Origin of the sequence: Pseudomonas luteola NBRC 103146 (assembly GCF_002091675.1) — a bacterium.
Lineage (GTDB): Bacteria > Pseudomonadota > Gammaproteobacteria > Pseudomonadales > Pseudomonadaceae > Chryseomonas > Chryseomonas luteola.
Window position 1 is genome coordinate 1 of record NZ_BDAE01000010.1, and the last position, 26,005, is coordinate 26,005.

22 protein-coding genes and 1 pseudogene are annotated in these 26,005 nt (G+C 52.9%); 12 read left to right on the forward strand and 11 right to left on the reverse strand.

The window, feature by feature from the left end; genetic code table 11:
- The first annotated feature begins 187 nt into the window (after positions 1-187).
- Positions 188-436, forward strand: a complete 249-nt coding sequence (locus PLU01S_RS12585) for a hypothetical protein (RefSeq protein ID WP_073450714.1) — start codon at positions 188-190, stop codon at positions 434-436.
- Positions 437-868: 432 nt separating this feature from the next.
- Here PLU01S_RS12585 and PLU01S_RS12590 read toward each other — a convergent pair whose 3' ends face one another.
- The gene (locus PLU01S_RS12590) at positions 869-2,338 is read right to left on the reverse strand and encodes an inorganic phosphate transporter (protein WP_010798474.1); all 1,470 of its coding nucleotides are present in this window, start codon (positions 2,336-2,338) and stop codon (positions 869-871) included.
- A gap of 84 nt (positions 2,339-2,422) precedes the next feature.
- The gene (gene queD / locus PLU01S_RS12595) at positions 2,423-2,779 is read right to left on the reverse strand and encodes a 6-carboxytetrahydropterin synthase QueD (RefSeq protein WP_010798473.1); all 357 of its coding nucleotides are present in this window, start codon (positions 2,777-2,779) and stop codon (positions 2,423-2,425) included.
- A gap of 356 nt (positions 2,780-3,135) precedes the next feature.
- Here queD and PLU01S_RS12600 point away from each other — a divergent pair, with 356 nt between their 5' ends.
- On the forward strand, positions 3,136-3,771 hold the full coding sequence (locus PLU01S_RS12600) for a hypothetical protein (RefSeq protein ID WP_074826766.1): 636 nt from the start codon (positions 3,136-3,138) through the stop codon (positions 3,769-3,771).
- A 2-nt stretch (positions 3,772-3,773) separates the two neighbouring features.
- Here PLU01S_RS12600 and PLU01S_RS12605 read toward each other — a convergent pair whose 3' ends face one another.
- The 3 genes from PLU01S_RS12605 to PLU01S_RS12615 all read right to left on the reverse strand — a co-directional run bounded on the left by PLU01S_RS12605 (position 3,774) and on the right by PLU01S_RS12615 (position 7,245).
- Complete coding sequence (locus tag PLU01S_RS12605) at positions 3,774-5,609, reverse strand: ABC transporter ATP-binding protein (protein WP_074826764.1); 1,836 nt, start codon at positions 5,607-5,609, stop codon at positions 3,774-3,776.
- A gap of 121 nt (positions 5,610-5,730) precedes the next feature.
- Entirely contained in the window at positions 5,731-6,282 is a 552-nt protein-coding gene (locus tag PLU01S_RS12610; RefSeq protein WP_074826760.1) for a peptidylprolyl isomerase, read from the reverse strand.
- Between the two features lie 63 nt (positions 6,283-6,345).
- Entirely contained in the window at positions 6,346-7,245 is a 900-nt protein-coding gene (locus tag PLU01S_RS12615; RefSeq protein WP_074826759.1) for a PA3225 family LysR-type transcriptional regulator, read from the reverse strand.
- 154 nt (positions 7,246-7,399) lie between these two features.
- Between PLU01S_RS12615 and PLU01S_RS12620 the strand changes: the two genes are divergently transcribed.
- The 3 genes from PLU01S_RS12620 to rarD all read left to right on the forward strand — a co-directional run bounded on the left by PLU01S_RS12620 (position 7,400) and on the right by rarD (position 9,928).
- The gene (locus PLU01S_RS12620) at positions 7,400-8,008 is read left to right on the forward strand and encodes an FMN-dependent NADH-azoreductase (RefSeq protein WP_074826758.1); all 609 of its coding nucleotides are present in this window, start codon (positions 7,400-7,402) and stop codon (positions 8,006-8,008) included.
- Between the two features lie 160 nt (positions 8,009-8,168).
- The gene (locus tag PLU01S_RS12625) at positions 8,169-9,026 is read left to right on the forward strand and encodes a carboxylate/amino acid/amine transporter (RefSeq protein ID WP_074826753.1); all 858 of its coding nucleotides are present in this window, start codon (positions 8,169-8,171) and stop codon (positions 9,024-9,026) included.
- Positions 9,023-9,928, forward strand: a complete 906-nt coding sequence (gene rarD, locus PLU01S_RS12630) for an EamA family transporter RarD (RefSeq protein WP_074826750.1) — start codon at positions 9,023-9,025, stop codon at positions 9,926-9,928. The genes PLU01S_RS12625 and rarD overlap by 4 nt, the downstream gene beginning before the upstream one ends.
- A 5-nt stretch (positions 9,929-9,933) precedes the next feature.
- Here the strand turns inward: rarD and PLU01S_RS26155 are convergent.
- Positions 9,934-10,200, reverse strand: a pseudogene (locus tag PLU01S_RS26155) (urate hydroxylase PuuD); the annotation flags it as partial.
- Between the two features lie 1,061 nt (positions 10,201-11,261).
- Here PLU01S_RS26155 and fdnG point away from each other — a divergent pair.
- From fdnG to fdhE, 4 genes are read left to right on the forward strand one after another with little or no spacing between them, the layout of a single operon-like run.
- Positions 11,262-14,330, forward strand: a complete 3,069-nt coding sequence (gene fdnG, locus PLU01S_RS12645) for a formate dehydrogenase-N subunit alpha (protein WP_139208821.1) — start codon at positions 11,262-11,264, stop codon at positions 14,328-14,330.
- A gap of 13 nt (positions 14,331-14,343) precedes the next feature.
- The gene (gene fdxH / locus PLU01S_RS12650) at positions 14,344-15,264 is read left to right on the forward strand and encodes a formate dehydrogenase subunit beta (RefSeq protein ID WP_010798462.1); all 921 of its coding nucleotides are present in this window, start codon (positions 14,344-14,346) and stop codon (positions 15,262-15,264) included.
- Entirely contained in the window at positions 15,261-15,971 is a 711-nt protein-coding gene (locus PLU01S_RS12655) for a formate dehydrogenase subunit gamma (protein ID WP_074826741.1), read from the forward strand. Before fdxH ends, PLU01S_RS12655 begins: the two co-directional genes overlap by 4 nt.
- A 44-nt stretch (positions 15,972-16,015) precedes the next feature.
- The gene (gene fdhE, locus PLU01S_RS12660; protein WP_074826739.1) at positions 16,016-16,906 is read left to right on the forward strand and encodes a formate dehydrogenase accessory protein FdhE; all 891 of its coding nucleotides are present in this window, start codon (positions 16,016-16,018) and stop codon (positions 16,904-16,906) included.
- A gap of 53 nt (positions 16,907-16,959) precedes the next feature.
- Here the strand turns inward: fdhE and guaD are convergent, their stop codons facing one another.
- The 4 genes from guaD to PLU01S_RS12680 form a co-directional block, all read right to left on the reverse strand.
- Complete coding sequence (gene guaD, locus PLU01S_RS12665) at positions 16,960-18,258, reverse strand: guanine deaminase (RefSeq protein WP_074826736.1); 1,299 nt, start codon at positions 18,256-18,258, stop codon at positions 16,960-16,962.
- Between the two features lie 107 nt (positions 18,259-18,365).
- A complete protein-coding gene (xdhC, locus tag PLU01S_RS12670; RefSeq protein ID WP_074826733.1) occupies positions 18,366-19,199 on the reverse strand; it encodes a xanthine dehydrogenase accessory protein XdhC in 834 nt (277 codons plus the stop codon).
- Between the two features lie 565 nt (positions 19,200-19,764).
- Positions 19,765-19,998, reverse strand: coding sequence for a DUF1272 domain-containing protein (locus tag PLU01S_RS12675; RefSeq protein WP_074826730.1), 234 nt, complete (start codon positions 19,996-19,998; stop codon positions 19,765-19,767).
- Positions 19,991-21,010: a GlxA family transcriptional regulator gene (locus PLU01S_RS12680; protein WP_074826726.1), complete on the reverse strand. Its 1,020-nt coding sequence runs from the start codon at positions 21,008-21,010 to the stop codon at positions 19,991-19,993. The genes PLU01S_RS12675 and PLU01S_RS12680 overlap by 8 nt, the downstream gene beginning before the upstream one ends.
- Before the next feature lie 152 nt (positions 21,011-21,162).
- Here PLU01S_RS12680 and scpB point away from each other — a divergent pair, with 152 nt between their 5' ends.
- A complete protein-coding gene (gene scpB / locus PLU01S_RS12685) occupies positions 21,163-21,924 on the forward strand; it encodes an SMC-Scp complex subunit ScpB (RefSeq protein WP_074826799.1) in 762 nt (253 codons plus the stop codon).
- 68 nt (positions 21,925-21,992) lie between these two features.
- On the opposite strand, the gene gap is transcribed toward scpB, so the two are convergent.
- Entirely contained in the window at positions 21,993-22,997 is a 1,005-nt protein-coding gene (gap, locus tag PLU01S_RS12690; RefSeq protein WP_019365545.1) for a type I glyceraldehyde-3-phosphate dehydrogenase, read from the reverse strand.
- A gap of 135 nt (positions 22,998-23,132) precedes the next feature.
- Here gap and edd point away from each other — a divergent pair, with 135 nt between their 5' ends.
- On the forward strand, positions 23,133-24,959 hold the full coding sequence (gene edd, locus PLU01S_RS12695; protein ID WP_074826722.1) for a phosphogluconate dehydratase: 1,827 nt from the start codon (positions 23,133-23,135) through the stop codon (positions 24,957-24,959).
- Positions 24,956-25,924, forward strand: coding sequence for a glucokinase (locus PLU01S_RS12700; RefSeq protein WP_010798450.1), 969 nt, complete (start codon positions 24,956-24,958; stop codon positions 25,922-25,924). The genes edd and PLU01S_RS12700 overlap by 4 nt, the downstream gene beginning before the upstream one ends.
- The last annotated feature ends 81 nt before the right edge of the window (positions 25,925-26,005 follow it).

Sequence of the window (26,005 nt, forward strand, 5' to 3'; positions counted from 1 at the left end):
AGCAGAAATAAAGGCGATGGGCTTTTCTTTCTGCGTGGCCTGCAAGAACTGCTTATTTGCTTCCGCCTGTCTGCTTACTGAGGCTAGGCCTCTTCTTTTCAGGAAAAAGCTCTTTCCCGATAAACAGTCACGAACTCCCTCTCGCTTGCTCACTCAACTAGATACAAGCATTGAGTGAGGTGGATTTATGTTTGCTGCTATTGGTTCTGGTTTTGTTATTGGGGAAGTTCCTGGCTTTGCCTTTCAAGTCAAAGGTGATGCTAAGGAGACAATTGCTGAGCAATTAGCCGCTTGGCTAAATGGCCTTATCACCTCTCACGTAAAACTTTTTGAAAAGCCAGCGTCTCAGGATTCGTTATTGACTTTGAAAAAGATGATTGAACGAGAGTTCGAAAGCAGTACGGAAGTAGTGCCCTTGTTGATCAGCTCGATATAGCGAAGAGATAAATAAAACCGACCTTAATAGGTCGGTTTTTATTAGCCGCTCAGGCGTGGAAGGAGCGAGCTTTATGAGATAGGCTTGAAAGATGCTGCGGAGGTTCTGAGCCAGTAGGCTTTACTGTAACCGGCTTGTCTGTTTCAGAGTGCGAATGTCTATGATGCCGTGGAGATCGGCTTATTCTAAGCATTGCCCATAACATCGTACCGGCTAATGCGAGCCATCCGATAATCAATAATACTATATAGGCTGCTGGGCTCATGGCGTCACCATACTGCTCAAGCGTATTGATATCCCTTAAAGGGGCTATACCTATACAGACTCGCTAAAGCAAGAGATGTTTAGAGCTTCTACAGGAATTCGACGAGTAGTCGCCTGAGGCGAGTAGCTAACTAGCAATCATAGCTAGTTAGCTACCAAGCTAAGATCTCACCCAATAAACTGGTTGGACAACCAGAAAAGGGCAGCTGAAAGCAGCATCGAGGCGGGGAGAGTTAGTACCCAAGCTAATAGAATATTACGTACCGTACCGCCCTGCAGACCGCTGCGGTTGGCGATCATTGTGCCTGCTACACCAGAAGATAGAACGTGTGTAGTGGATACGGGCAGACTATAAATGTTCGCGGCGCCGATGGCGATTACGGCAGTAAACTGCGCGCTGACACCTTGTGCATACGTCATTCCTTGCCGGCCTATCTTTTCACCTACTGTCAGTACCACTCGCTTCCAACCGACCATGGTTCCGATCCCTAGAGCCAATGCTACTGCGATGATCACCCAGTACGGAGCATATTCTGTTGTGCTGGTAAGGTCTTTACGCAGCCTGTTCAGATCTTCAACATCGCGGCCTTCCAGAACGGGAAGCTTGCTAATTTTCTTTGCGGAATCGTCCAGGCAAAGCAAATAGCGGCGTACTTGGGTCCGCTGATCCACGGTCATGGCGCGATAGTCGGTCACACCATTCAGATTGCTTAACAACGCATTAAGTGTAGGGATTGTAAGCCTGGTTTCACAGCTGAACTCTTCAGGAAGATCCCGATTGCCAGTTGTGTAATCCAAGTACTCCTTCAGAACACTCGATTGACGCTCGTAGAACTGACCCAAGTGAATAGCCGCATCACGGGTGCGTTCAATCTGATAGGTGGTGCTAGTCAGATCCAAGACGAACTTACCTGGCACGATGCCTATGAGTACCAGCATGATGAGGCCAATCCCTTTTTGGCCGTCATTGGAGCCATGCACGAAGCTCATACCCATGGCCGAGATGACTAGCATCAAACGGTTCCAGAAAGGTGGATGCTTTTTTGAGTCTATTTCGCGGCGTTGCTCAGGTGTCTTATGCATTTTGGAACGGGGGCGCCAGCGCTTTAGACCTATAAGAATAGCGCCTGCCAGTACAAAACCTGCTATTGGAGAGGCAATAAGCGAAAGGCCGATATCAATTACCTTCTGCCAGTTAACGCCCTCGCTTAAGGGGATACCTGTGATAAGGGAGTTAGTAAGGCCAACACCCAAAATTGAGCCGATCAGAGTGTGAGAGCTAGAAGCTGGTATACCGAAATACCAAGTGCCTAGGTTCCAGGTAATGGCAGCAGCCAAAAGCGAAAAGACCATCGCGAGGCCATGACCTGTGTTCACATTAATGAGTAGATCGACTGGCAAGAGGTGAACAATGGCATAGGCAACACCAACACCACCAAACAGAACGCCCAGGAAATTGAATATACCTGAGAACATAACCGCTAAATGAGGCGGCATTGCCTTGGTGTAAATGACGGTTGCGACAGCATTTGCGGTGTCATGAAAACCGTTAATGAATTCAAATGTCAGCACGAAAGCCAAGGCAAGAACCAGACTAATGCCTACCCAGACATCTAGCCCGCTGAAGAGATCGAACATATCGTTTCATCGACAGTTGAAAGGCAGCAATTATGTCAGAAAGCAGCCAGACAACTGACCCTTTGTGTAATAAATGGGTAATATTCAGTCGCCGCGGTATTCGCAGCCGCTTGTGCAGGTCTCGTGAACACGGACCCGAGAGAGTTCGGGTAACTGTGGTTTCAGTTCACGCCAAATCCAGATTGCCAGATTTTCACTAGTCGGGTTCTCTAAACCCTGAATATCGTTCAGATAGTAGTGATCGAGTCTCTCATAGATAGGCTTGAAGATCGCTTTGATATCAGCAAAATCCCGTAGCCAGCCTGTGTGGGGATCAACCGGCCCTTCAAGATAGATGGCTACTTTGAAGGAGTGCCCATGTAGGCGCCCACACTTATGTCCTTCTGGAACATTAGGTAGGAAATGGGCTGCTTCGAAGGTGAATTCTTTAAAAATTTCCACGTGATCAGCTCGAACTACCGCGACATGCGGTTCTGATGGGCGCGGAGTTTAACAGTTTCGTCATAATTTTTTCGACTTCTCATGTTTTATATCCCACTTCGCCGACTGACTGCGCTTATCGGTAAGGTGTACCTGAAGATCACATGATTCATGTTAGACGAATACGAGCGGGCTGTAGAGGCGTGAATAGAGGGAGAAGCAACCTGTGAAGATGCTCTTGGTTGAAGCAAAAGCGGTTTCTAATCAAGCATTTTTTTATGATTAACAATTATGGACATTCGGTGCTCGCTGAAAGTCGTTGCGCTGTGATAGCAAGCAAGGCAGGCTCGCGGCTTTAATCATGTATGAGGGGTCCCGTGGCAAAGAACGTATCAACGGAATCGCCAACCAAGCTCACTTTTTGGGTGCTTATTGGAATTGCTGCAGTGCTGGTAATGCTCGCTGTACTTGGTAATCAGCTCGGATGGGAGCTGATACATATTGGTTATGACTCAATGTCGCTACCCAATGGACTGGAGGCGGGTACACATGGGTATGTTGTCAATGGCCTGACATCGTTATTGTTCGCCTTGGCACTTACAACTGCAGTCACTGCTGCTTTCATAAAGGCGGGAGGGCGTTATCGCGCACGACTGCCTGTACCCGTTACAGCGCTGATCATGTGGCTGCTTTTTAACGTATTGCTGGTGATTTTTTACCCATCCGCGCTTGAAGTGCAGGTCAGACATTACAGCGGTCCAGCCTTTATTGACTTCTTTTCCTTGAGGGACCGCAAGGGAAGTTTTCAAGGCAGCGCTGACAAAAGCCAAATGCTTACGTACTACCAGGACTGTGCCGCCCGTAGCGAGCAATGCCCTGTTTATGAGTGCGTGACTGAAAAGCAATGGTGGTTTGGTGGTTTTCAGAAGATTCAGGGTTTCTATCCTGGCTTGGATATTGAAAACCAAAAAAAGCTGCTTGACCAATATTGCCAAACAGCTCTTTTGAAATAGCCTCAGCTTTCTCCTACGAATCCGCCCGTCTGGTGATGCCATAGACGGGCATATAACCCTCCTTGAGCAATCAATTCTTCATGGGAGCCAGTTTCAACGATCTGGCCTTTATTCATCACAACAAGTCGGTCCATACGTGCGATGGTAGAGAGACGGTGAGCGATGGCTATCACAGTCTTGCCTTTCATAAGCGTTTCGAGACTTTCCTGAATGGCAGCCTCGACCTCTGAGTCCAGTGCTGATGTTGCCTCATCCAGCAGAAGAATAGGCGCGTCCTTGAGTAGGGTGCGTGCAATCGCAATACGCTGGCGTTGCCCGCCGGACAACTTGACCCCACGCTCGCCTACTTGCGCATCGAGCCCGGTTCGTCCTTGCGCATCAGTCAGTAATGGAATGAATTCATCTGCTCTAGCCTTATGTACGGCTGCTTGAATTTCTTCGTCTGTTGCATTGGGTCGGCCATACGTCAGGTTCTCGCGAATCGAGCGATGCAGTAGTGATGTGTCTTGAGTTACGACACCTATGTTGCTGCGAAGGCTTTCCTGAGTGACGTGAGCAATATCCTGGCCATCAATCAAGATTTGCCCTTTTTCCAAGTCATACAGGCGAAGCAGGACGTTAACCAGCGTGGATTTCCCTGCGCCAGAGGGTCCGACAAGGCCTATTTTCTCTCCGGGCTTTACGTCTAGGTTAAGGTTTTCGATAACGCCACGGGTTTTGCCATAGTGAAAGGCAATCTCTTGAAAGCGGATTCCGCCTCGCTCAATCTCAAGTGGTTTGGCACTGCTTTGATCAATGACGGTGCGGGGGCGTGAAATAGTTTCCAGGCCATCCTGAACCATACCAATGTTTTCGAAGATGCCATTGACTACCCACATGATCCAGCCGGACATGTTGTTGATACGGATGACAAGTCCTGTAGAAAGAGCAATCGCTCCGATTGAGATAAGACCGTTATGCCAAAGCCACAGGGCAAGTCCCGTCGTTCCGGCGATTAGGAAGCCGTTCAACAGGGAAATAGTGACACCCATAGCGGTAATCAGACGTGACGCATAGCGAGCTTTTTCTGTTTGTTCTGCCATGGCTTCATGAGCGTAGTCTTCCTCTTGCCGAGTATGAGCAAAGAGTTTGAGCGTCATGATGTTTGTGTAGCCATCAACAATCCGTCCGGACAGTTTTGAGCGTGCTTCGGACGAGATGACGGATCGCTCCTTGGTCTTGGGTACGAAGTACCAAAGGGTAAGGATGTACGCGATGATCCAAATAATCAGGGGAGCCATAAGCCAGACGTCAGCCTGGGCAAAAAGAACCAGGGCGCTGCCGGCGTAGATAAGTACATGCCAGATGGCATCCACTGCCTGGACAGCGGAGTCCCGTAGCGAGGCTCCGGTTTGCATAATACGGTTGGCAATACGACCTGCAAAATCGTTATGGAAGAAGCTGAGGCTCTGCTTCAAGACATAGCGATGATTTTGCCAACGAATCAGTGTAGTCAGGCTAGGAGTAATGGTTTGATGGACCAGCAGGTCATGCAGGCTGATAAAAAGTGGACGCAACAAGAGTGTAACGACTGCCATCCAGACTAGTTCATGGCCATGCTCCTGAAAGAAAACCGTGCTGTTAGCAGAACTCTGTGCCAAGTCGACGATTCGACCCAGGAAGCTGAAGAGTGCGACTTCGATAAGGGAACCTACTAGGCCCACTACCAATAGAAAGAGAAAAGCAGGCCAGGCCTGTTTAAGGTAGTGGATGTAGAACCGCATTACGTTGCTGGGAGGTGTTTCGTCGGAGGCAGGCTTGAAGGGATCAATAATAGTTTCAAACAGGCGAAAAACCATATGCGCTCTCGTTGCCGTTCAGTGTATGCGGCAGGAAGCCGCGCTGTCTTAAGCCTGATCCTCAGAGGCGTGTGACTGCCTGTCAGCAGAATAAGCAGTCACACTTTAATCGGAAGCAGGCTTATGATCTTTTGGCCGCGAGGATCAAAATCGGTTCGCGTGGAACGTTCTGGAACATGCCTTTGTTAACAGTCGAGATACCGGCGATCTTATCTACTACGTCCATGCCGCGAGTAACTTTTGCGAAGACGGCATAACCAAAATCCCGCTGGCCATGATCAAGAAAGGCATTGTCTGAGACGTTGATGAAAAACTGGCTGGTTGCCGAATTGACCGCTGCGGTGCGTGCCATGGATACGGTACCGCGTGTGTTTTTAAGTCCATTGTCCGCTTCGTTGCGAATAGGGGCTTGTGTGTCTTTCTGCTGCATGTCCTGGGTAAATCCGCCGCCCTGGATCATGAAGCCTGGAATGACGCGATGGAAGATGGTGCCTTTGTAAAAACCTGAATCTACGTAAGAAAGAAAATTCTGTACGCTGACAGGCGCTTTTTGTGCATCCAGTTCCAGTTCAATTTCGCCCTGGTTGGTGGTCAGCACGACATGAGGATTTTCGGCAGCCCAGGCAGAAGAAGCCAGTACAAGCGTGGCGGCAGTAAAGAAAGCTTTGAGCATAAGCGCTCCTTTTGGGTTTAGGGTTGGTTATGTATGAGCGTAGCGCGGTTTGCATGGCACTTATCAAGACTGGCCATGCCCTGTACCTTGTTTCTTGATCAGTTCAACCAGTATCTGAGAGGCAGGACCGAGCGGGCGCTCTCGACTCTGATACATATAAAAAGGATGGAAGCGGTTACCTCCTTGGCTCAGCGAAAGAGGTTTTAGCGTACCTTCATTGATTTCGCGCTCGATAGAATGACGAGGTAGCCAGGCGAACCCCAGCCCATTGCGGACAAAAGTGGCGGCTGTAGCAAGGCTCCCGACGGTCCAGCGCTGTTCCGCGCCCAGCCAGCCAGCGTCTCGTGGTTGGGTGCGACCGGAATCTCGTATGACAATCTGCATCTGAGCCTCAAGGTCCTGAAACGTCAGCTCACGCTGCAGTCGATGCAGATGATGATCTGGATGGGCGACTGCGACGAATTCAACTGTACCCAAGCCTGCGCCTAGGTGAGCCGCAATATTCAGACCGCTGATAGCAAGATCGGCCATGCCTTCAAGTAAGGCTTCCTCTACACCAGACAGTACCTCTTCCCTCAGGCGAACCCGGCATCCACGGCTTTGTGGCATGAATTCGGTCAGTGCGCTGACCAAACGGGAAGTAGGGTAGGCTGCATCGACTACCAGGCGTACCTCTGCTTCCCAGCCTTGCTCCATATGGTGGGCAAGCTCTTCCAGCTGGCTGGCCTGTTTAACCAGTTGGCGTGAGCGCCTTAGCAAGACGTCTCCGGCTTCTGTCAGTACCGCCTTGCGCCCCTCGATGCGTAGCAGCGGAACGCCCAGCTGCTCCTGCATGCGCGCGACTGTATAACTGATGGATGACTGAGAGCGATGTAGCATCTCGGCAGCTTGTGCGAAACCGCCGTGGTCAACCACTGACTGTAAGGTGCGCCATTGGTCTAGCGTAACTCGAGGAGCCTTCATACCTATTCCTTAGCGAATCGGGCAGCGTAAACGCCATGATAAGACATTGTTATATCAATAAAGTTGATTGGTATTAGCTATAAATTCCGTTTTTATATCAACTTAATTGTTATTAAGCTGTGCTCATTCTCCCATTACAAAGGACGCCAGCATAATGTCTCAGGTTCTCGTGATTGAAAGCAGTGCTCGTAAAGAAGGTTCGATTTCTCGTCAGATTACCGCTGAGTTCATCGAAGCGTGGCAGCATAAACATCCAGAAGACAAAATCTCGGTACGGGATGTTGCCGTTGATGTTATTCCTCACCTGGATGAAAACCTTCTGGCAGGTTGGATGAGCCCAGCCGAGACACATTCCGAGGCACAAAAAGCAGCTCTTGCACGTTCGAACGAGCTGACCCAAGAGCTGTTGGCAGCCGATGTTCTCGTACTGGCCGCACCCATGTACAACTTTGCTATCCCTAGTACCCTGAAGGCCTGGCTGGATCATGTACTACGTGCAGGTGTGACGTTCAAGTACACTGAGCAGGGGCCCCAAGGGCTTCTTGAAGGCAAGCGCGCATATATTCTGACGGCGCGCGGTGGTGTTTACACCGGAAGTCCTGCAAATACCTTTGATCATCAGGAGCCTTACCTGCGGCAGGTGCTGGGCTTCATTGGCATTACTGATGTGACGTTTATCCATGTAGAGGGCGTTGCGATGGGGCCAGAAGCAATGGCCAAGGGACTGGAACTGGCGAAGGCTCAATTGGCCGAAGCACTCTAAGTTCAGGCGTTTACCTTTGGATTGAGCCTCCTTCGGGAGGCTTTTTTTCGTCTGGGCATTGGTTATTCCTGGTGTCTCGTGGATTCGGTATCAAGAGGTGAAGACTTTTCTGATGCTAAAAAGCGCGGTACTGTCGCGCAACTTTTGCTGAGTGGTCGTTATGCCGTATCTGTTGTCTGTCACTGTACTTTGGGCGTTTTCCTTCAGCTTGATAGGGGAATACCTGGCCGGTAAGGTCGACAGTGATTTTGCTGTATTGATCAGAGTATTGCTGGCCGCCGCTGTGTTTCTGCCGTTTACTCGGTGGCGAGGTGTTGCGCCGCGCTTCATTGCAGGCTTGATGGTGGCGGGTGCCTTTCAATTCGGCATTACATACCTGTGCCTATACCGAAGCTTTGCAGTTCTGACGGTACCGGAAGTACTCCTTTTTACCGTACTGACGCCTATTTATGTGACGCTTTTGGATGATGTGGTGTGTCGCCGCTTCAATCCGTGGTCATTGGTCGCCGCTGTGGTGGCAGTTCTAGGGGCCGTCGTGATTCGCTTGGAGCGGCTCGAAGGTGAGTATCTGTCAGGATTTCTGTTGTTGCAGCTGGCCAATCTGACCTTCGCGGCAGGACAGGTATTGTGTAAATACCTGGTACAGCGTCATCCCTCGGATATCCCGCTGTATCACCGTTTTGGATACTTTTTCCTAGGCGCCTTACTGATTGCGCTGCCGTCATTTCTATTGTTTGGCAATCTGGAGCGTATGCCCCAAACAGCCGTACAGTGGGGCGTACTGATCTGGATGGGACTGTTTGCCACGGCGCTGGGCATGTACTGGTGGACGATCGGCTCAACCCGGGTCAACGGCGGAACACTGGCGATTTTGAACGAACTGCATGTACCTGCCGGTCTAATCGTGAATATTCTTATCTGGAATCGAGATGTGGATCTTGTTCGGTTGCTATTGGGTGGTGGGGTTATCGTGGGCTCTTTGATGATCAATCGTTTGGGACGCAGGGCATTCGCATGATTCTATCTGGCCGGGGTATGGCGCTGTCGGTGCTTTCTTCCGTACTGTTCGCTGTGATGCCGGTGTACTTCAATTATCTGGAGCCACTGGACGGTGTTCAGGTGCTGACGCAACGCATTCTCTGGTCGATTCCCATGGTATTGCTGCTTCTGGTACTGACACGACAGGGCGCTATGCTGCGACAGGCGCTTGCTCGATTGCTTCGTGAGCCTCGGCTGATTTTGGCTCTAATAGGCAGCACCTTACTGGTTGGATCGCAATGGGGGGTATTTGTCTGGGCAACGATGACAGGGCATACTCTGGATATAACACTGGGCTATTTCCTGTTGCCTCTGGTGATGGTCATAGTCGGCCGCATGTTTTACGGCGAAGAGATGAGACCGTTATATCGGGTCGCTGTAGTCTTCGCCTTGATCGGCGTCATTCATGAGTGGTGGGCTACCGGGGCGTTTTCCTGGGTTACGCTGGTGTCGGCTCTGGGTTATCCACCTTATTTCATGTTGCGGCGCTGGATGAAAATTGATGCGCTGTCCGGCTTTATTCTAGAAATGCTGTGCATGACGCCTTTGGCTATCGTGCTGCTCTATTTTTTCAGTCCTGCCTCGGCTCTGCAGGTGGCGCCGAGCTTGTGGATCCTTCTACCGGGGCTTGGCTTGTTGAGCGCGGTGGCCTTCGGCGCCATGATGGCTGCAAGCCGACTGTTGCCAATGGGGCTGTTTGGTATTCTAAGCTACATCGAGCCAGCCCTGCTTGTGTTTGTCGCGATCCTGCTGCTGGACGAAGCATTTGTCTCTTCCCTGCTCTGGACATACGGACCGATCTGGACTGCCGTACTGCTTGTTTGCCTGGACAGTGCCCGTTTGCTCAAGAAGCAGTTGCGTCGAGGGCTGGAAAATGTCTGATAGCTTCAGCGGCCGCCACTAAGCGTTGAAATCCAGCGTCCTACGAGGTCTCGCTCGGACTGGGTCATCTGCGTGACATTGCCTAAAGGCATGGCATTGGAATCTATGGCTTGCTGCTTGATTCGCGGGGCCATTTGCCGGATCTGATCAGGCGTATCCAATAGAACCGCAGCCGGTGCCTCACTAAACAAGGGGCTGGTGGGTTGACTGGAATGACAGACCGTACAGCGTTCGTGAATGATGCCTTCTACCTGAGCGAAATCACCTGTAGCGGTAAGTGGCATCTGTTGCGATTGTACCGTAGCGTAAAGGCTGCCTGGATTTTTGACAGGTGGGGGCGTGTGAGTGGATTGTATCAATGGAGACATCTGCTCATTGTCAAACCACAGGAAGAGGCCCAGCGCTACCAATGTTAGCCCTGAGCCAAACAGCATCCATCTGAGTTTTTGCATGTCGCGATCACTGGCTAAAGCTATCAGTATAACCAAGCGGTGTTTCGGCCTGATGATAGTCAGTCAGGAGCTATCGGCTGGCTGTGCCGTTTCGGTCAACGATAAGGTCGCAACATCCAAGAGTGCTAATACAGGGTGATGCCTAACTGTTCGATGATAACTAAAGGCTTGTTCTTCGTTGGCAACAAAGACCCTGATGGCGTCAGGATCAAATTTGTCGCTAGCGGTAGAACTATGACCAAAAAAGCCGTGCCTTTCTGGTTTGCTCTACTGTAGCTCATCACGCGTTGACTGATTCAATACCATTATCAGGGGCTGGTCATGGGACGATCATATGCTGGATATCGCTCACGGCTGTGCGGGTGCAAATATCGCTCTAGCGTTGTGCCGCGTGGATAATGCAGCGCATTGGTTATGCTTGTACTAAACACCAATGGCCGCTGTGATCAGCTGTTATTGAAGGATGAGAATTTTGTTTCGGGATGCTATGAGCTGATTCAAGGTGGGTGGTAACTGCCGAGAAAGAGGTCTCATGTCCCGAGCCGGCTTTTCTGGATAATGTCGTATTTAGCGCTGGATTGCCTTTAGCATCATGCGAATATTCTTAGTTATTCTGCTTAGAACGAGTTGATGCCGCTGAGTACGCCGATCTCACGCATTGTTGACGCACATGGCTGGTAAGGGAGCGCGCTCTATACTGGGCAGCAGACAGTGCTCTTAACAGCGCAATGCGTGTGGTAGAGGGGAAGGGCGTGCTTATTTATATATGTGCCCTTTGTAACCTTTCGTAAGGTAGTGGAACTTTTTGGGGAACAATTGCGAATATCTTGGGGCCGAAGGGTTGATCCGTGAAAGTTGTGCCTGGAGTAACCCCCATGTCGATCCGTGTATCGCGAAGAAACTTCTTAAAATTAAGCGCGACCGGGGTGGCAACGTCGAGTATGGCAATGTTGGGCTTTGCGCCTGAACCTGCCATGGCGTCCATCCGTTATTTCAAACTTGCTGCAGCCAAGGTAACTCGAAACACCTGCACCTACTGTTCCGTAGGATGCGGCATGCTGATTTATAGCCGAGGCGATAACAGCATCAATACCGTTGAGGATATTTACCACATCGAGGGCGATCCGGATCATCCGGTCAGTCGCGGCTCCCTGTGCCCTCGTGGTGCTGGCGCACTCGACTTCGTCAAAAGCGAGTCCCGTCTTTCCCACCCCTCCGTTCGCGAGCCGGGCTCTAATGAATGGAAGCGTATCAGCTGGAATGAAGCGCTGGACCGCATTGCGCGTCATTTGAAGGATGACCGCGATAAGAACTTTGTGACCCGTGACCAGCATGGTCATCTGGTCAACCATTGGACTACGACAGGTTTTCTTGCAGCGTCTGCTACCTCGAATGAGACGGCTTACCTGACTCAGAAAATCGCACGTAGCCTTGGTGTTGTTGTAATGGATAACCAAGCACGCGTTTGACACGGACCGACGGTGGCAGGTCTTGCCCCAACATACGGTCGCGGTGCGATGACGAATTCTTGGACTGATATCCGCAATGCCAATCTGATCCTTTCCATGGGCGGTAACTCGGCTGAGGCGCATCCTGTAGGCTTTCGCTGGGTAATCGAGGCAAAGGAAAAGAACAACGCCAAACTCATTTCCATTGATCCGCGCTTTACCCGTACGGGCGCCGTGGCGGATTACCATGCCTCCATTCGGACAGGTACTGACATCGTGTGGTTGGGCGGTCTGATCAACTATTTGTTGACTACTGACAAGATCAACCATGAATACGTCAAGGCCTATACCGACGTCGCAATCATCGTAAAAGAGGATTTCGACTTTCATGATGGCTTGTTCTCCGGCTATAAGCAGGACGATATTCGTGCTTATGACAAGTCGAGCTGGAGTTATGAGTTCGATGAAAAGGGTATGGTGAAGGAAGACCCAACCCTACAGCATCCCCGCTGCGTTTATCAGCTGATGCGTAAGCACTACAGCCGCTACACCATCGAGAAGGTTGAAAGCGTTTGCGGTATGCCGCGTGATCAAGTCCAGAAAGTCTGGGACATGATTGCCGAGACGGCTGCCGAAGACAAAACCATGACCATTCTCTACGCGCTGGGTTGGACACAGCATTCTGTTGGCGCGCAGATGATTCGTGCCGGCAGTATGGTGCAGTTACTCCTGGGTAACATCGGCATGCTGGGTGGTGGGGTTAATGCCTTGCGTGGGCACTCCAACATTCAGGGCTTGACCGATTTGGGTCTGCTCTCAAACCAGCTTCCTGGCTATATCCGTCTGCCTTCTCATGAAGAGCAGGATTTTGACGGTTATATCGAGCGGCGTGCCAAGCAGCCGTTACGTCCAGGGCAGGTGTCTTATTGGAAATACTTCAAGCGCTTCCATGTCAGCCTTATGAAGTCATGGTATGGCGATGCAGCCACGGCAGAAAACAACTGGTGTTATGACTGGCTGCCCAAGCTCACAGAACCGTTGTATGACGTTATGCATACCCTTGAGCGTATGCACAATGGCGAGATAACAGGCTACCTGGCGCAAGGCTTCAACTTCCTGGCTTCGTTCCCGAACAAGAACAAGAACGTGGAAGCACTCTCCAAGCTCAAGTTCCTGGTAGTCATGGATCCTCTGGATATCGAGACGACCGAGTTCTGGAAAAACCATGGCGAGTACAATGATGTAGACTCGTCAAAGATTCAGACTGAAGTCTTCCGTCTACCCACGACCTGTTTCGCCGAAGAAAATGGCTCCATCGTCAACAGCTGTCGTTGGTTGCAGTGGCATTGGCGCGCGGCACCACCACCAGGCGAGGCGCGTCCAGACGTTGCGATCATGGCCGGTATTTTCCATCGTCTGCAGCAGATGTATCGTGATGAAGGCGGAGCATTCCCTGATCCGATTCTGAATCTGACCTGGCCCTACAGCAACCCTGAAGAGCCTAACCCGGAAGATCTGGCCCAGGAATATAACGGCCGCGCATTGGCGGATCTGCCCAGTACCGATGGCAAAACCATCACCCACAAGAAGGGGGATCTGCTGGATGACTTTGGTTATCTGACCGATGATGGTCGTACAGCCTGTGGCTGCTGGATTTACTCTGGCTGCTGGACTCGTGCCGGCAATATGATGGATAGACGCGATAATGCCGATCCTTACAATGTCGGTATTACATTGGGATGGGCTTGGTCGTGGCCTCTCAATCGACGCATTTTGTATAACCGTGCAAGCGCGCGTCCTGATGGCACCTCTTGGGCGCCCGAGAAGCGGCTCATCTGGTGGAACGGCGAGCGTTGGGCTGGACCAGATATTCCAGACTTTCCTTGGACGTCGCCACCAGAAGCCGGTGCTAGCCCATTTATTCTCAACCAGGAAGGTGTTGCGCACTTCTTTGGCGGTAGCATGATGGCGGAAGGGCCGTTCCCTGAGCATTATGAGCCGTTCGAGTCTCCTCTCGACTATAATCCGATGCACCCGAACAACCCTGCAGCCAAAAACAATCCGGCGGCACGTGTGTTCAAAGGCGACCGGGAGCAAATGGGGACCAGTAAGGACTTTCCGTATGCCGCTACGACGTATCGGATTACGGAGCACTTCCACTTCTGGACCACTCATGCGCGACTCAATGCCATTGCACAGCCAGAAAAGTTTGTGGAAATCGGGGAAGACCTGGCCAATGAACTCGGTATCAAGGCTGGTGATACGGTAAAGGTCACATCAAAGCGTGGCTTCATCCGTGCCATTGCGGTGGTTACCAAGCGTATCCATAAGCTTCAAGTGGAAGGACGCACGGTGCACCAGATTGGTATTCCTATTCACTGGGGCTTCAAAGGCGTGGCCAGGAAAGGTTTCCTGACCAATACCCTGACACCAGTGGTGGGCGATGCCAACACGCAGACGCCTGAGTTCAAGTCGTTCCTGGTGAACGTCGAGAAGGTATGAGGACGCGATAATCATGAGAGGCGATCAAGTCAACTTTCAAAACATCGTCGCCCGGTCCGCGACCACCGAAGCCTCGCCGCACACACGTGACGGCGGAGTGGAGAAGGTCGCCAAGCTGATCGACGTTTCCCGGTGCATCGGGTGTAAGGCTTGTCAGGTAGCGTGTTCGGAGTGGAACGATCTGCGTGATGAGATCGGCCACTGTGACGGCAGCTATAACAATCCGGCAGACCTTAGTCCTACTACTTTCCAGGTCATGCGGTTCAATGAGTATGTGAACGAGCAGGGCAATCTGGAGTGGTTGATCCGCAAGGACAACTGCATGCACTGTGCAGAGCCTGGCTGCATGAAGGCCTGTCCGGCACCCGGGGCGATTGTGCAATACGCCAACGGTATCGTGGACTTCAACTCCGAGCACTGCATCGGTTGCGGTTATTGCGTGTCAGGCTGTCCATTCAACATTCCGCGTATCTCCAAGAAGGATCAAAAGGCCTATAAATGCACATTGTGCTCGGACCGTGTCTATCACGGCCTGGAGCCTGCCTGCGTTAAGACCTGCCCAACAGGCGCGATCATGTTTGGTACCAAGGAAGACATGACCGAACATGCGTTGATGCGGGTAGGCCAGCTCAATGATCGTGGTTACGCCAATGCTGGTCTGTACGATCCACCGGGTGTAGGCGGTACCCATGTCATGTATGTGTTGCAGCATGCCGACAAACCAGAGCTCTATAGTAATCTGCCGAGCGATCCGCAGATCAGTCCGCTGGTAGGGCTGTGGAAGGGCATTACCAAGCCCATCATGTCCGCGATGATTGGTTTGACTGCCCTGGCAGGTTTTGCTCACTACGTCATGAAAGGCCCTAAGGAAGAGCCAGAGGACACGCCGGATGAGGAGATTCGTCACGAGGCCTTAGAGGAGGATCGCAAATGACCCCTTCAAGCAGCGAGAAAGGCATTCTGCGGTACAGCACGTTCAGCCGTCTGAACCATTGGGTCATCGCGATTACGTTCGTATGTCTGGTGCTCAGCGGTCTGGCGTTCTTTCATCCCTTCTTTTTTGACCTGACCGCCCTGTTTGGCGGTCCGACAGTGACGCGCATGGTTCACCCCTTTATCGGGGTGATCATGGCACTCTGTTTCGTGGTCATGGCCATACGCTTTTTCAAGGTCAACTTGTTCAAGCGTCATGATATCGAGTGGATGAAGCACATTGGTGATGTACTCAGTAACCGGGACGAACTGGCGCCACCGATCGGCATCAACAATCCCGGTCAGAAGCTGGTGTACTGGCTAATGGTCATGAGTGTGCCGTTGCTGTTGATCTCGGGTATCGTTATCTGGCGGCCTTATTTCGCGGAATATTTTCCGCGTGAATGGCTGCGGGTATCGAGCCTCGTACATGCATACGTCGCCTTTGTTGCGATCATCACGCTGATCATTCACGTTTACTCGGCGATCTGGGTGAAAGGCTCCTTCCGAGCGATGACGCAGGGACGGGTTAGCCGTGCCTGGGCCAAGCATCATCATCGCCTCTGGTACGATGATATTGTGGAGCAGGAGCGCAAAGAAAAGGAAAGAACCGGCTCGCGTTCGGGTGCGGTCAATGAGCATCATATGCCAACGAAGGGGACGCCGTGACAGCCACTGCCACTCACCAATATGGGACCTCGCCGACGGGGATCATGGATCCGGCTCCCGTTGTACTGCCTAAAAAGCAGGTATTTGCCATGCGGGCACGACGGCTCAACGAGCTTTCTGAGAAAGTCGAGCCGCTCAGCGGGTTCTTGCTGTTCATGTCGCAGCTCGTCAAAGCGCAGGACATTGTCTTGAACGAGCATGAAGCCAGTTGGCTACCTGATCCAAGCGCTTTTACGCTGGCGCTGGAGCATGGTATGCCGCCGCTTGGAATCAATGCTTTGCGTCGTGACATTGATTGGCAGGCTGAGCTGAACGCATTGCTTGATACGCTTGAACTCCACGTGGCCGATAAGCAGCGTGAGCTTTTGACTGCACTGCGTCATCTGGACCATGAGACAAGGGAAGCACTGGCGGACGATATTCTGGATGGCCGTCCAGGCCCTGTAGAGCATCGTGCCCTGCTTCCTTTTATCTCGGCAGCATTGCAGATCGCCTGGGTTCGTCTTACGCAGTGTCTATCTTCGCCACCCAGAAGGCCATCCGGTAATGCACGAACGATTTGTCCATGCTGCGGGTCGGCTCCTGTCGCCAGTATCATTCATGCTGATCGAGACCGCAGTGGCGTACGCTATCTGCACTGTGGTCTGTGTTCGACCGAGTGGCATCTGGAGCGCAGCAAGTGCAGTGTGTGTGGAGAAGGCCGTACGGTGAAGTACCTGAGCCTCGAAGATGAGCAAGGCAAAGCGCCGGTGGCTGCGCAGGTGGAAACATGTAGCGACTGCAACAGCTATCTCAAGATTGTAACCAAAGAGTTCAATCTGGGAGCGGAACCAATGGCGGATGATCTAGCTAGCCTTATGCTGGATATGAAGCTTGCAGAAGAAGGGCAATTTGATCGAAGCGGATTCAACCCGCTGCTGATTGTAGGTGAATAACTATTTGCCCTTAACAAAAGGCCGGCTTTCTAGCCGGCCTTTTCATTGGCGCCTTAGCGCTGATGAACCTTCACGCCCATGGCGTAGGTTTCCTTAACGGCTCGATCATCACCCAGCATCATCAAGGCAAATAGTTTTTCTTCCAGTGACTTGGCCTGCTTCAGGCGATAACTCAGTAGCGGTGTTGCATGGTAGTCAAGCACTACGAAGTCTGCATCGTTACCTTGAGCGAAACTACCAATCCGATCCTCCAAGCGTAACGCACGAGCGCCGCCTAGCGTTGCAAGGTAAAAGGCCTTGAACGGATGCAGTTTTTCGCCTTGCAGCTGCATGACCTTATACGCCTCGTTGACGGTTTGCAGCATTGAGAAACTCGTGCCAGCACCAACGTCCGTGCCCAGGCCAACGTTTACCTTATGCTTTTCAAGTTGCGGCAGTTTGAAAAGACCGCTACCCAGGAACAGATTCGAAGTAGGGCAGAAGGCAACGGCTGATCCAGTTTCACTCAAGCGGGCGCATTCTTCATCGCAAAGGTGTACACCGTGTGCAAACACGGAACGTTTACCTAGCAACTGATAATGATCGTAGACATCCAGATAACCGCTGCGCTCGGGGAAAAGCGACTTCACCCACTCGATTTCCTTGAGGTTTTCGGAAAGGTGCGTGTGCAGGTAGATATCCGGATATTCCCCAAGCAACTGGCCTGCAAGCGTTAGCTGCTCTGGCGTGCTCGTTGGTGCAAAGCGCGGTGTCACGGCATAGTGCAGGCGGCCTTTGCCATGCCAGCGCTCGATCAGCTCCTTGCTGTCTGCATAGCCGGACTCCGGCGTGTCTATCAGAAAGTCGGGAGCATTTCGATCCATCAGGACCTTGCCGGCGATCATGCGCAAATTGAGCTTTTCAGCCGCTTCGAAGAATGCCTCTACAGACTGCTTGTGTACAGTGCCAAACACCAGAGCAGTTGTGGTGCCGTTACGTAACAGCTCCTTGAGGAAAATATCGGCGACTTCCGCCGCTTTGGCTGAATCAGCAAACGCTCCCTCGGCCGGGAAGGTGTAGTTGTTTAACCAGTCCAGCAACTGCTCGCCATAGGACGCGATGATTCCTGTCTGTGGGTAATGGATGTGCGTGTCGATAAAGCCTGGTGTAATCAGCGCATCCGGGTGCTCAATGACCTCGGTTCCTTCAGGCAGTACGGGCAACAGCGTGGCTGCGTTTCCCATTGCATCGATGCGACCATCAGTTACGACCAGCAGTCCGTCTTCAACGAACTCACAGGCAGCCTCAATGCCGACGTCATTCGGATCGGCAACGCAGTGGAGCAGAGCGGCACGGTAGGCTTGAGTAGTCATATCCCTTCTTAATCATCCAGTGTGTTAACGGTAGACAGGTCAAGCATGCAACCTGTCGCGCACGATCAGCCACTGCAAGGTCGACAATTCAAACCCGCGCGACATTATTAGCAATGGTTATGTGTCGGCTGAACGAGACGCAGTGGAGAGGCTTCTTGTAGCGTAGCCTGTGCGCTATAGGTCGCGATAACTTCTCCCGCTACAGAGATCGCAATTTCCGCAGGAAGTTTACCTTTAATCTGCGGGATTCCCAGAGGGCAACGTACGCGACCGATCTGTTCGGTCGTAAAACCTTTGGTTGCAAGGTGATGCTGAAACTTCACCCACTTGGTTTTAGAGCCTATCAGTCCGTAATAGCCAAAATCGTTACGGGTCAGGATGCGCTCGGTCAGCTCAAGGTCTAACGGATGATTATGCGTCATGACGATAAAGTAGGTGCCGCCTGGCATGGCGTCTACTTCATCCAGAGGTTCGTCCGTGACGATTTTGGTGACTCCCCTAGGAAGAGTGTCTGGAAACTCCCGAACACGTGAGTCGATCCAGCGTATCTCGCATGGCAGGCTGGCTAGTAGTGGTACTAGGGAACGCGCCACATGTCCATTACCAAACACGGCGACGTGCACCGTGTGCTGGCCCATGGGCTCAAACAGCAATTCTGTGGCTTCCGTGCCGCATGGTTCCTGACTTTCACCCAGCGTAAACCGTTCGATGCGCGGCTCGCGTATTCCTTCCTTGAGCATCTGCCGCGCAATCTCGATGGCCTTGTACTCGAGGTGACCGCTGCCAATCGTCAGACGTAAACTATCGGCAGTGACTATCATTTTTGTCCCTGTAGTACGCGGCGTTGAGCCTTTCTCTTCAACAACGGTGACCAACACGCACGGAGTGCCCTGGGATTCAAAAGTGGCCAGCTCGGCTAACCAGCCCGTCTTTTCTTTCATACATTTACCTGCTCAGTGGCGGGGTTTGCAGTGGAGCAGGCCTCGGCCTGCTCCAGGCGTTTCGTCAGTTTCACGTCCTACAGTACATACTCGAGTGGGGAGGGCATCAACATTTGGGTGAATCCGGTAATCCGCTAGGCTGGCAACGGCGTCCTTTAATTTGTACCAGACAGCAATGCCTCATATGAAGGGCGGCTCGCCTACGGCGTAGGAGTGAGATACGGTTGCCCTCGGGTTCGATCTTCCACCGGCTTGATGCGGAAATCAGGGGGATATCCGTTATTGTAGGAATTTCGAGAGATATCTGATCGATATAGCCCCTGCGGAACAACTTTTCGAAGGCCGGCTGCTGTTCCCATATGCTACATAGCCATTAGTGAAGGCAATATTTTCTTCGCGGGCACCATAGTGCGAGCCGCAAATTCGACCAGGTGCTGGCGAATCCTGAATGCTGCGTTCTGCGCTACCTTGCCGCTCAAATTCGCTCCGCTCCGCTGGAGGCGGCGATAGCGTTAATGTACTAGGTATGGACCTTAAGAGCGTGTCCATCAGAAAGCCTGCATGGTTATCGGCAGGGCTGTATCTTTCTGTTCAGGCTGGCAGGAAAGTGCGCCAGCTTTCGTGCCGGTCTGATCGGTCTTCTGACCAGTTCACCTCCACAGTTGGGGCAGCAGCCGTGCAGGTGACTCAAGGCGCATGTCTTGCAGAATGTGCACTCGAAAGAGCAAATGAATGCGTCGCTTGTGTCAGGCGGCAGGTCTTGATCACAGCATTCACAGTTAGGGCGTAGCTCAAGCATGATCAAGTCCTCGTATGGGGTCACCGAATCGGGCGCTATACGCCTGCGGGCTGACTGACAAATGTTTCTGAAACGTCCGGCGAAGGCTTTCCGGGTGGCCGAAGCCACAGAGGCGAGCAACGGTGCTGATTGAGGCTTGTGCATCATGTAGAAGTGCTCTGGCGGTCTCCAGGCGAACCTGTTCTACATAGCGTCCCGGAGTGATGCCCAACTCCCTGCCAAATGCACGCGACAAGGTGCGAGGCGTCATGTTGACCTGCTCTGCCAGACGCTCGATGGAAAGATCTTCCCCCAAATGCGCGGGTATCCAGTCCAACAATGCGGCCAAACGAGGAGTTCGGCTGGGCTCCGGCGAAAGACAGGCGCTGAACTGTGCCTGACCACCGGGACGACGTAAAAACATGACGAGTCTGCGCGCTACGCTTAATGCTGTAGGTCGATCCAGATCCGCTTCAACCAGGGCCAGCGCAAGGTCAATGCCTGCCGTAACACCGGCGGAAGTAAAGACATCGGCATAACCGTCCTGCCCGGCAGGATCGTAGGTATGCAGGCGGTCTCCCTCAACTTGTATGGCGGTGTAACGCTGCAACGCTTCCAGGTCAGCCCAGTGTGTCGTGGCGCGTCGGCCCTTCAGCAGTCCTGACTCAGCCAGGATCAGGGCGCCGGAGCAAACGGACCCCAGACGACGCAGGCGAGGCTGGCTCTGTTGCAGCCAGTCCAGCAGTTCGGTATGTCGACATTGCTGCTCGACGCCAATACCGCCAGGAATCAGTAGGGTATCGAGCTGCTCTGCAGGCATGTCACGCCAGGATTGATCCGCCACGATCTGAATGCCAGATGAGGTCATGATTGGGCCGGGCTGATCAGCCAGAAGACTTATCTGATAAGCCGGAGGCAGCCCTTGTCGCTGCCGTTCAACATTGGCAGACGCAAAAACCTGCAATGGCCCGGTTACATCCAGGCTCATTACGTCTGGATAGAGAAGGCTGGCAACAACGCGGACGGCACTCATGGTTCATACTCAGGACGGATCAATCAAGTGTGCTGCGCACTGTGTCTGTCTGCAATGACAAGTGCCCCACAGATATGGACATCTGGATAAGATCATCGGAAATTCTTCAGGGTGGCTTCTGCTCTGGCAACAACCTCTTTAAGATGCGCGCCATGAATGTTTCTGACCCTAAAGAACTCGCGCCTCTGCTCGAAGCAATACTGCTGGCTGCGGGTAAACCGCTGACGCTGGAACGCCTCGCGGAACTCTTCGATGACTATGAGCGGCCCGAGCCCAAGCAGTTACGCGATGGACTCGCTGTGCTGGCCGGCTCGTGCAAGAAGCGTGGTTTTGAGCTCAAGGAAGTGGCCAGCGGTTATCGCTTGCAGGTCAAGGAGCGGTATTCAACCTGGGTCGGTCGTCTTTGGGATGAGCGTCCGCCGCGTTATTCGCGAGCGCTTCTGGAAACCTTGGCGCTGATTGCCTACCGACAGCCAATCACCCGTGGTGAAATCGAAGAAGTGCGTGGTGTTGCAGTCAACAGCCAGATCGTCAAGACATTGCTTGAGCGCGAATGGATTCGCGTGGTTGGCTATCGTGATGTGCCGGGCCGCCCGGCCATGTTTGCCACTACCAGAGCGTTTCTGGATTATTTCAACCTGAAAAGCCTGGATGAGTTGCCAACGCTGGCCGCTATTCGGGAGATGGAGCTCGAGCCAGAACCTGTTCTCGACGATCACGCGCTGGCAGCAGAAGATGCGTCAGTCATGTCACCGGAGCCTGCCGAAACAACAGCCAAGCCGGCAGAGGAGACCAGTTTTCGGACATTACTGGCGGAGCTGGATGCCATGGAGACCGGACTCAAGATCGATTTTAACGATCTGCGTCTGGAAGAGGCCATCGATCCGATGGGAGAGGATCGGGAAGAGCAATGAGGCAATAGCCGCTATAATGAAAATCGGCCGGAGATGATCCGGCCGATTCGTCTGTGTCAGGTTCTGTGTTACGCCGGAGCGTTTACCAGTGCCTGACAGGTATCGAGCATACGGTTGGAGAATCCCCACTCGTTGTCGTACCAAGCCATGACCTTCACCAAATTGCCGGTGACCTTGGTGTGGTTGGCATCGAAGATTGAGGACAGCGGGTTATGGTTGAAGTCGATCGACACCAGTGGACGGTCGTTATAACCCAATACCGGCGAGGCTTCGCTGGCCGCTTTCATGAAGGCATTGATTGCCTTGGCATCTGCTGTCTTGGAAACCTGAATGGTCAGGTCGACCAGCGACACGTTGATGGTCGGCACACGTACAGCCATGCCGCTGAACTTCCCGACCAGCTCTGGCAGCACCAGACCCACGGCTTCAGCCGCACCGGTCTTGGTTGGAATCATCGACTGAGTAGCCGAGCGGGCACGGAAGGGGTCGGAATGATAGACATCCGACAGGTTCTGGTCATTGGTATAGGCATGGATTGTGGTCATCAGACCATGCTCGATACCCAACTCACGGTTCAGGACCTGAGCGACCGGGGCCAGACAGTTGGTTGTGCAGGACGCATTGGAAATGATCTGGTGGGACTGACGCAGGATATTGTCATTCACACCATAAACAATAGTGGCGTCAACCTCCTTACCAGGTGCGGAGATAATGACCTTGGAAGCACCTGCGTCCAGGTGAGCCGCCGCCTTGCTGCGGCTGGTGAACAGACCGGTGCATTCGAACACCACGTCAACATTCAGGTCTTTCCAGGGAAGCTCTGCCGGATTTCGGATAGCGGATACCGCAATACGGTCGCCATTCACGGTCAGGCTATTCTCATCAACGGAAATCTCAGCATTGAAACGATCATGCACGCTGTCGAATTCCAGGAGATGGGCATTAATGGACGCGTCACCCAAGTCATTGATGGCGACAACCTGCATATGCTGACGATAATTTCCGGAGTAAAGCGCACGAAGAACATTACGGCCGATACGCCCGAAACCATTGATAGCAATACGAATGCTCATATTTGAAACCTCGTTCTGGCAGGATTTGTTGTAAAAACAATTACACTATCGCGTATTTTGAGAGGAATAATAGCCACTCAGATCAAATTTGTTTTAAAAACAACAAATTTTTCGCCTGCCTGGAGAATCGGAACCATGCATCCTCGCGTCCTTGAAGTTACACAGCGTCTCATTGAGCGTAGCCGTCCTACGCGTACGCGCTACCTTGAAATGATCCGGGCAGCTGCGAGCGAAGGCCCTCAGCGTGCCAAGCTACAATGCGCCAACTTTGCCCACGGCGTAGCCGGGTGCGGTGCGTCGGATAAGCAGCGCCTGCGTCTTATGGATGAGGTTAACGTCGCTATCGTTTCGTCTTACAACGACATGTTATCTGCGCACCAGCCTTACGAACATTTTCCCCAGATCATCAAAGATGCTCTGCGCGAAATAGGCTCCGTTGGTCAGTTCGCCGGTGGGGTGCCAGCCATGTGTGACGGCGTAACCCAAGGCGAAGCAGGCATGGAGCTCAGCCTGCTCAGCCGTGAAGTCATCGCAATGTCCACCGCTGTGGCACTGTCCCACAATATGTTCGATGCCGCACTGTGCCTGGGCATCTGCGACAAGATCGTTCCTGGCCTGATGATTGGCTCTCTACGTTTTGGTCATCTGCCATTCGTTTTTGTGCCGGGTGGTCCAATGCCTTCGGGCATTTCCAACAAGGAAAAGGCCCGAGTGCGTCAGCTTTTTGCGGAGGGCAAGGCAACCCGCGAGGAGCTGCTTGAGTCCGAAATGAAGTCCTACCATAGTCCCGGCACTTGCACCTTCTACGGTACAGCCAACACTAATCAGGTCGTTATGGAAGTGATGGGACTGCACCTGCCGGGCTCGTCCTTCGTGAATCCGTATACGCCTCTGCGTGACGAGCTGACCCGTGAAGCGGCGCGTCAGGTGACACGTATCACGCAGCAAAGCGGTAATTTCATCCCGCTGGGTGAGATCGTTGACGAAAAAGCCATTATCAACTCGGTCGTGGCCTTGCATGCAACCGGTGGTTCTACCAACCATACCCTGCATATTCCCGCCATCGCACAGGCGGCTGGTATCGAACTGACCTGGCAGGATATGGCGGATCTGTCGGCTGTCGTTCCAACGCTGGCGCAGGTTTACCCCAACGGCAAGGCGGATGTGAACCATTTTCATGCGGCTGGTGGCACCAATTTCCTGATTCGCACCCTTTTGGATGCCGGTTTGCTGCATGAAGATGTGAACACCGTCATGGGTCATGGATTACGTCGTTACTTGCAGGAGCCATTCTTGGAGAATGGCACATTGACATGGCGTGAAGGACCTGTGGCGAGCTTGGATGAAGAAATCCTGCGTCCGGTTGAGCGCCCGTTCCGCCCTGAAGGTGGTTTGCGTGTGATGGATGGCAACCTTGGCCGTGGGGTAATGAAGGTATCTGCCGTAGCGCCTGATCACCAGATCGTAGAAGCGCCTGCTAGAGTATTTGCTGATCAAGCCGAGCTTGCTAATGCCTTCAAGGCGGGTGAGCTGGACCGCGATTTTGTAGCGGTGGTCCGCTTTCAAGGACCCAAGGCCCTTGGTATGCCGGAGTTACATAAGCTGACGCCTTACCTGGGCGTGTTGCAGGATCGAGGCTTTAAGGTCGCTCTGGTGACTGATGGACGTATGTCTGGAGCATCCGGCAAGGTGCCAGCGGCTATCCATGTATGCCCTGAGGCAATCGATGGCGGTCCGTTGTCGAAAGTACGTGACGGTGATCTGGTGCGTGTCAATGGACAAACCGGAGAGTTGATCGTGGTGGTTGATCCTGCCGAGTGGAATGCTCGGGAGCAGGTGGCGCCCCCGCAAGGCATGGGAATTGGAACGGGACGTGAACTCTTTGCGTTCATGCGGCAAGCAATGAGCACCGCCGAAAAGGGTGCGAGTGCATTTACATCCAGCCTGGAGGCGCTGAAATGAATTTGGCTTTGGTAGGGGATATCGGGGGCACGAATGCCCGTTTCGCATTGTGGCGTGACCAGCAGCTTGATGCGATCGAGGTGATGGCGTGTGCCGATTTCGAGCGTCCCGAAGATGCTGTGCGTGAATACCTCAAGCGTACCGGTGTCGCTCTTGACGATATCCACTCCGTATGTCTCGCCTGCGCGGGGCCGGTAGGCGAGGGTGACTTCCGTTTTACCAATAATCACTGGGTTATCAGCCGCGAGCGTTTCTGCGCTGAGCTTGGTCTGACTCACCTGCTTCTGATCAATGACTTCAGCTCAATGGCCTGGGCTGTAGCCAAGCTGGACAAAGCGCATTGCGTTCAGGTCCGTGAGGGAGCGGCGCATGCCAATCGGGCACGTCTGATCATTGGGCCGGGGACTGGCCTGGGTGTGGCCGGTCTGCTGCCGATCGGGGATGACCGCTGGATGGTACTTTCCAGCGAAGGCGGTCACGTTGACTTGCCGATCGGCACGCCACGTGAGTTCGAAATCTGGAAGATCCTGAAGCGCCAGTTTGGTAACCACGTGTCGGCGGAGCGTATTATTTCCGGCAATGGCCTGGTGAATCTCTACAAGGCCAGCTGTGAGCTGGATGGCCGCGAAGAGAAATGCGTGACCGCTGCCGAGATCTGTGAAATGGCGCTGTCCGGTGACGCCTATGCCGACGAGGTGCTGGAGCAGTTCTTCGTATGGCTGGGCCGTGTGGCAGGTAATGCTGCGCTGACCTTAGGTGCGTTGGGTGGCGTTTATATCGCCGGTGGAATTCTTCCGCGATTTGTCGAGCGCTTCCAGAACGGCGCCTTTGCCAAGGCGTTTGCGGACAAGGGTAAGACAAGCAGTGCCTACCTGCAGGATATTCCTGCTTGGCTGGTTACCGCCGAGTACCCTGGCTTGTTTGGCGCAGGGGTTGCCTTGCAGCAAAGCCTGAACGGTCAGTAATACCGCGTTTCACCTCTTGGCGTTCCCCCCGGTGTCGTGCATGCTTCGACACCGGGGCAATAATAAAAAAGACAAGGGACA

What these genes read in the sequence shown, in the direction of transcription:
- PLU01S_RS12585 (WP_073450714.1), top strand. Translation starts at nt 188, where the DNA reads ATGTTTGCTGCTATTGGTTCTGGTTTTGTTATTGGGGAAGTTCCTGGC.
- PLU01S_RS12590 (WP_010798474.1), bottom strand. Translation starts at nt 2,338, where the DNA reads ATGTTCGATCTCTTCAGCGGGCTAGATGTCTGGGTAGGCATTAGTCTG.
- PLU01S_RS12605 (WP_074826764.1), bottom strand. Translation starts at nt 5,609, where the DNA reads ATGGTTTTTCGCCTGTTTGAAACTATTATTGATCCCTTCAAGCCTGCC.
- PLU01S_RS12610 (WP_074826760.1), bottom strand. Translation starts at nt 6,282, where the DNA reads ATGCTCAAAGCTTTCTTTACTGCCGCCACGCTTGTACTGGCTTCTTCT.
- PLU01S_RS12615 (WP_074826759.1), bottom strand. Translation starts at nt 7,245, where the DNA reads ATGAAGGCTCCTCGAGTTACGCTAGACCAATGGCGCACCTTACAGTCA.
- PLU01S_RS12620 (WP_074826758.1), top strand. Translation starts at nt 7,400, where the DNA reads ATGTCTCAGGTTCTCGTGATTGAAAGCAGTGCTCGTAAAGAAGGTTCG.
- PLU01S_RS12625 (WP_074826753.1), top strand. Translation starts at nt 8,169, where the DNA reads ATGCCGTATCTGTTGTCTGTCACTGTACTTTGGGCGTTTTCCTTCAGC.
- rarD (WP_074826750.1), top strand. Translation starts at nt 9,023, where the DNA reads ATGATTCTATCTGGCCGGGGTATGGCGCTGTCGGTGCTTTCTTCCGTA.
- fdxH (WP_010798462.1), top strand. Translation starts at nt 14,344, where the DNA reads ATGAGAGGCGATCAAGTCAACTTTCAAAACATCGTCGCCCGGTCCGCG.
- PLU01S_RS12655 (WP_074826741.1), top strand. Translation starts at nt 15,261, where the DNA reads ATGACCCCTTCAAGCAGCGAGAAAGGCATTCTGCGGTACAGCACGTTC.
- fdhE (WP_074826739.1), top strand. Translation starts at nt 16,016, where the DNA reads ATGGATCCGGCTCCCGTTGTACTGCCTAAAAAGCAGGTATTTGCCATG.
- guaD (WP_074826736.1), bottom strand. Translation starts at nt 18,258, where the DNA reads ATGACTACTCAAGCCTACCGTGCCGCTCTGCTCCACTGCGTTGCCGAT.
- xdhC (WP_074826733.1), bottom strand. Translation starts at nt 19,199, where the DNA reads ATGAAAGAAAAGACGGGCTGGTTAGCCGAGCTGGCCACTTTTGAATCC.
- PLU01S_RS12675 (WP_074826730.1), bottom strand. Translation starts at nt 19,998, where the DNA reads ATGCTTGAGCTACGCCCTAACTGTGAATGCTGTGATCAAGACCTGCCG.
- PLU01S_RS12680 (WP_074826726.1), bottom strand. Translation starts at nt 21,010, where the DNA reads ATGAGTGCCGTCCGCGTTGTTGCCAGCCTTCTCTATCCAGACGTAATG.
- scpB (WP_074826799.1), top strand. Translation starts at nt 21,163, where the DNA reads ATGAATGTTTCTGACCCTAAAGAACTCGCGCCTCTGCTCGAAGCAATA.
- gap (WP_019365545.1), bottom strand. Translation starts at nt 22,997, where the DNA reads ATGAGCATTCGTATTGCTATCAATGGTTTCGGGCGTATCGGCCGTAAT.
- edd (WP_074826722.1), top strand. Translation starts at nt 23,133, where the DNA reads ATGCATCCTCGCGTCCTTGAAGTTACACAGCGTCTCATTGAGCGTAGC.
- PLU01S_RS12700 (WP_010798450.1), top strand. Translation starts at nt 24,956, where the DNA reads ATGAATTTGGCTTTGGTAGGGGATATCGGGGGCACGAATGCCCGTTTC.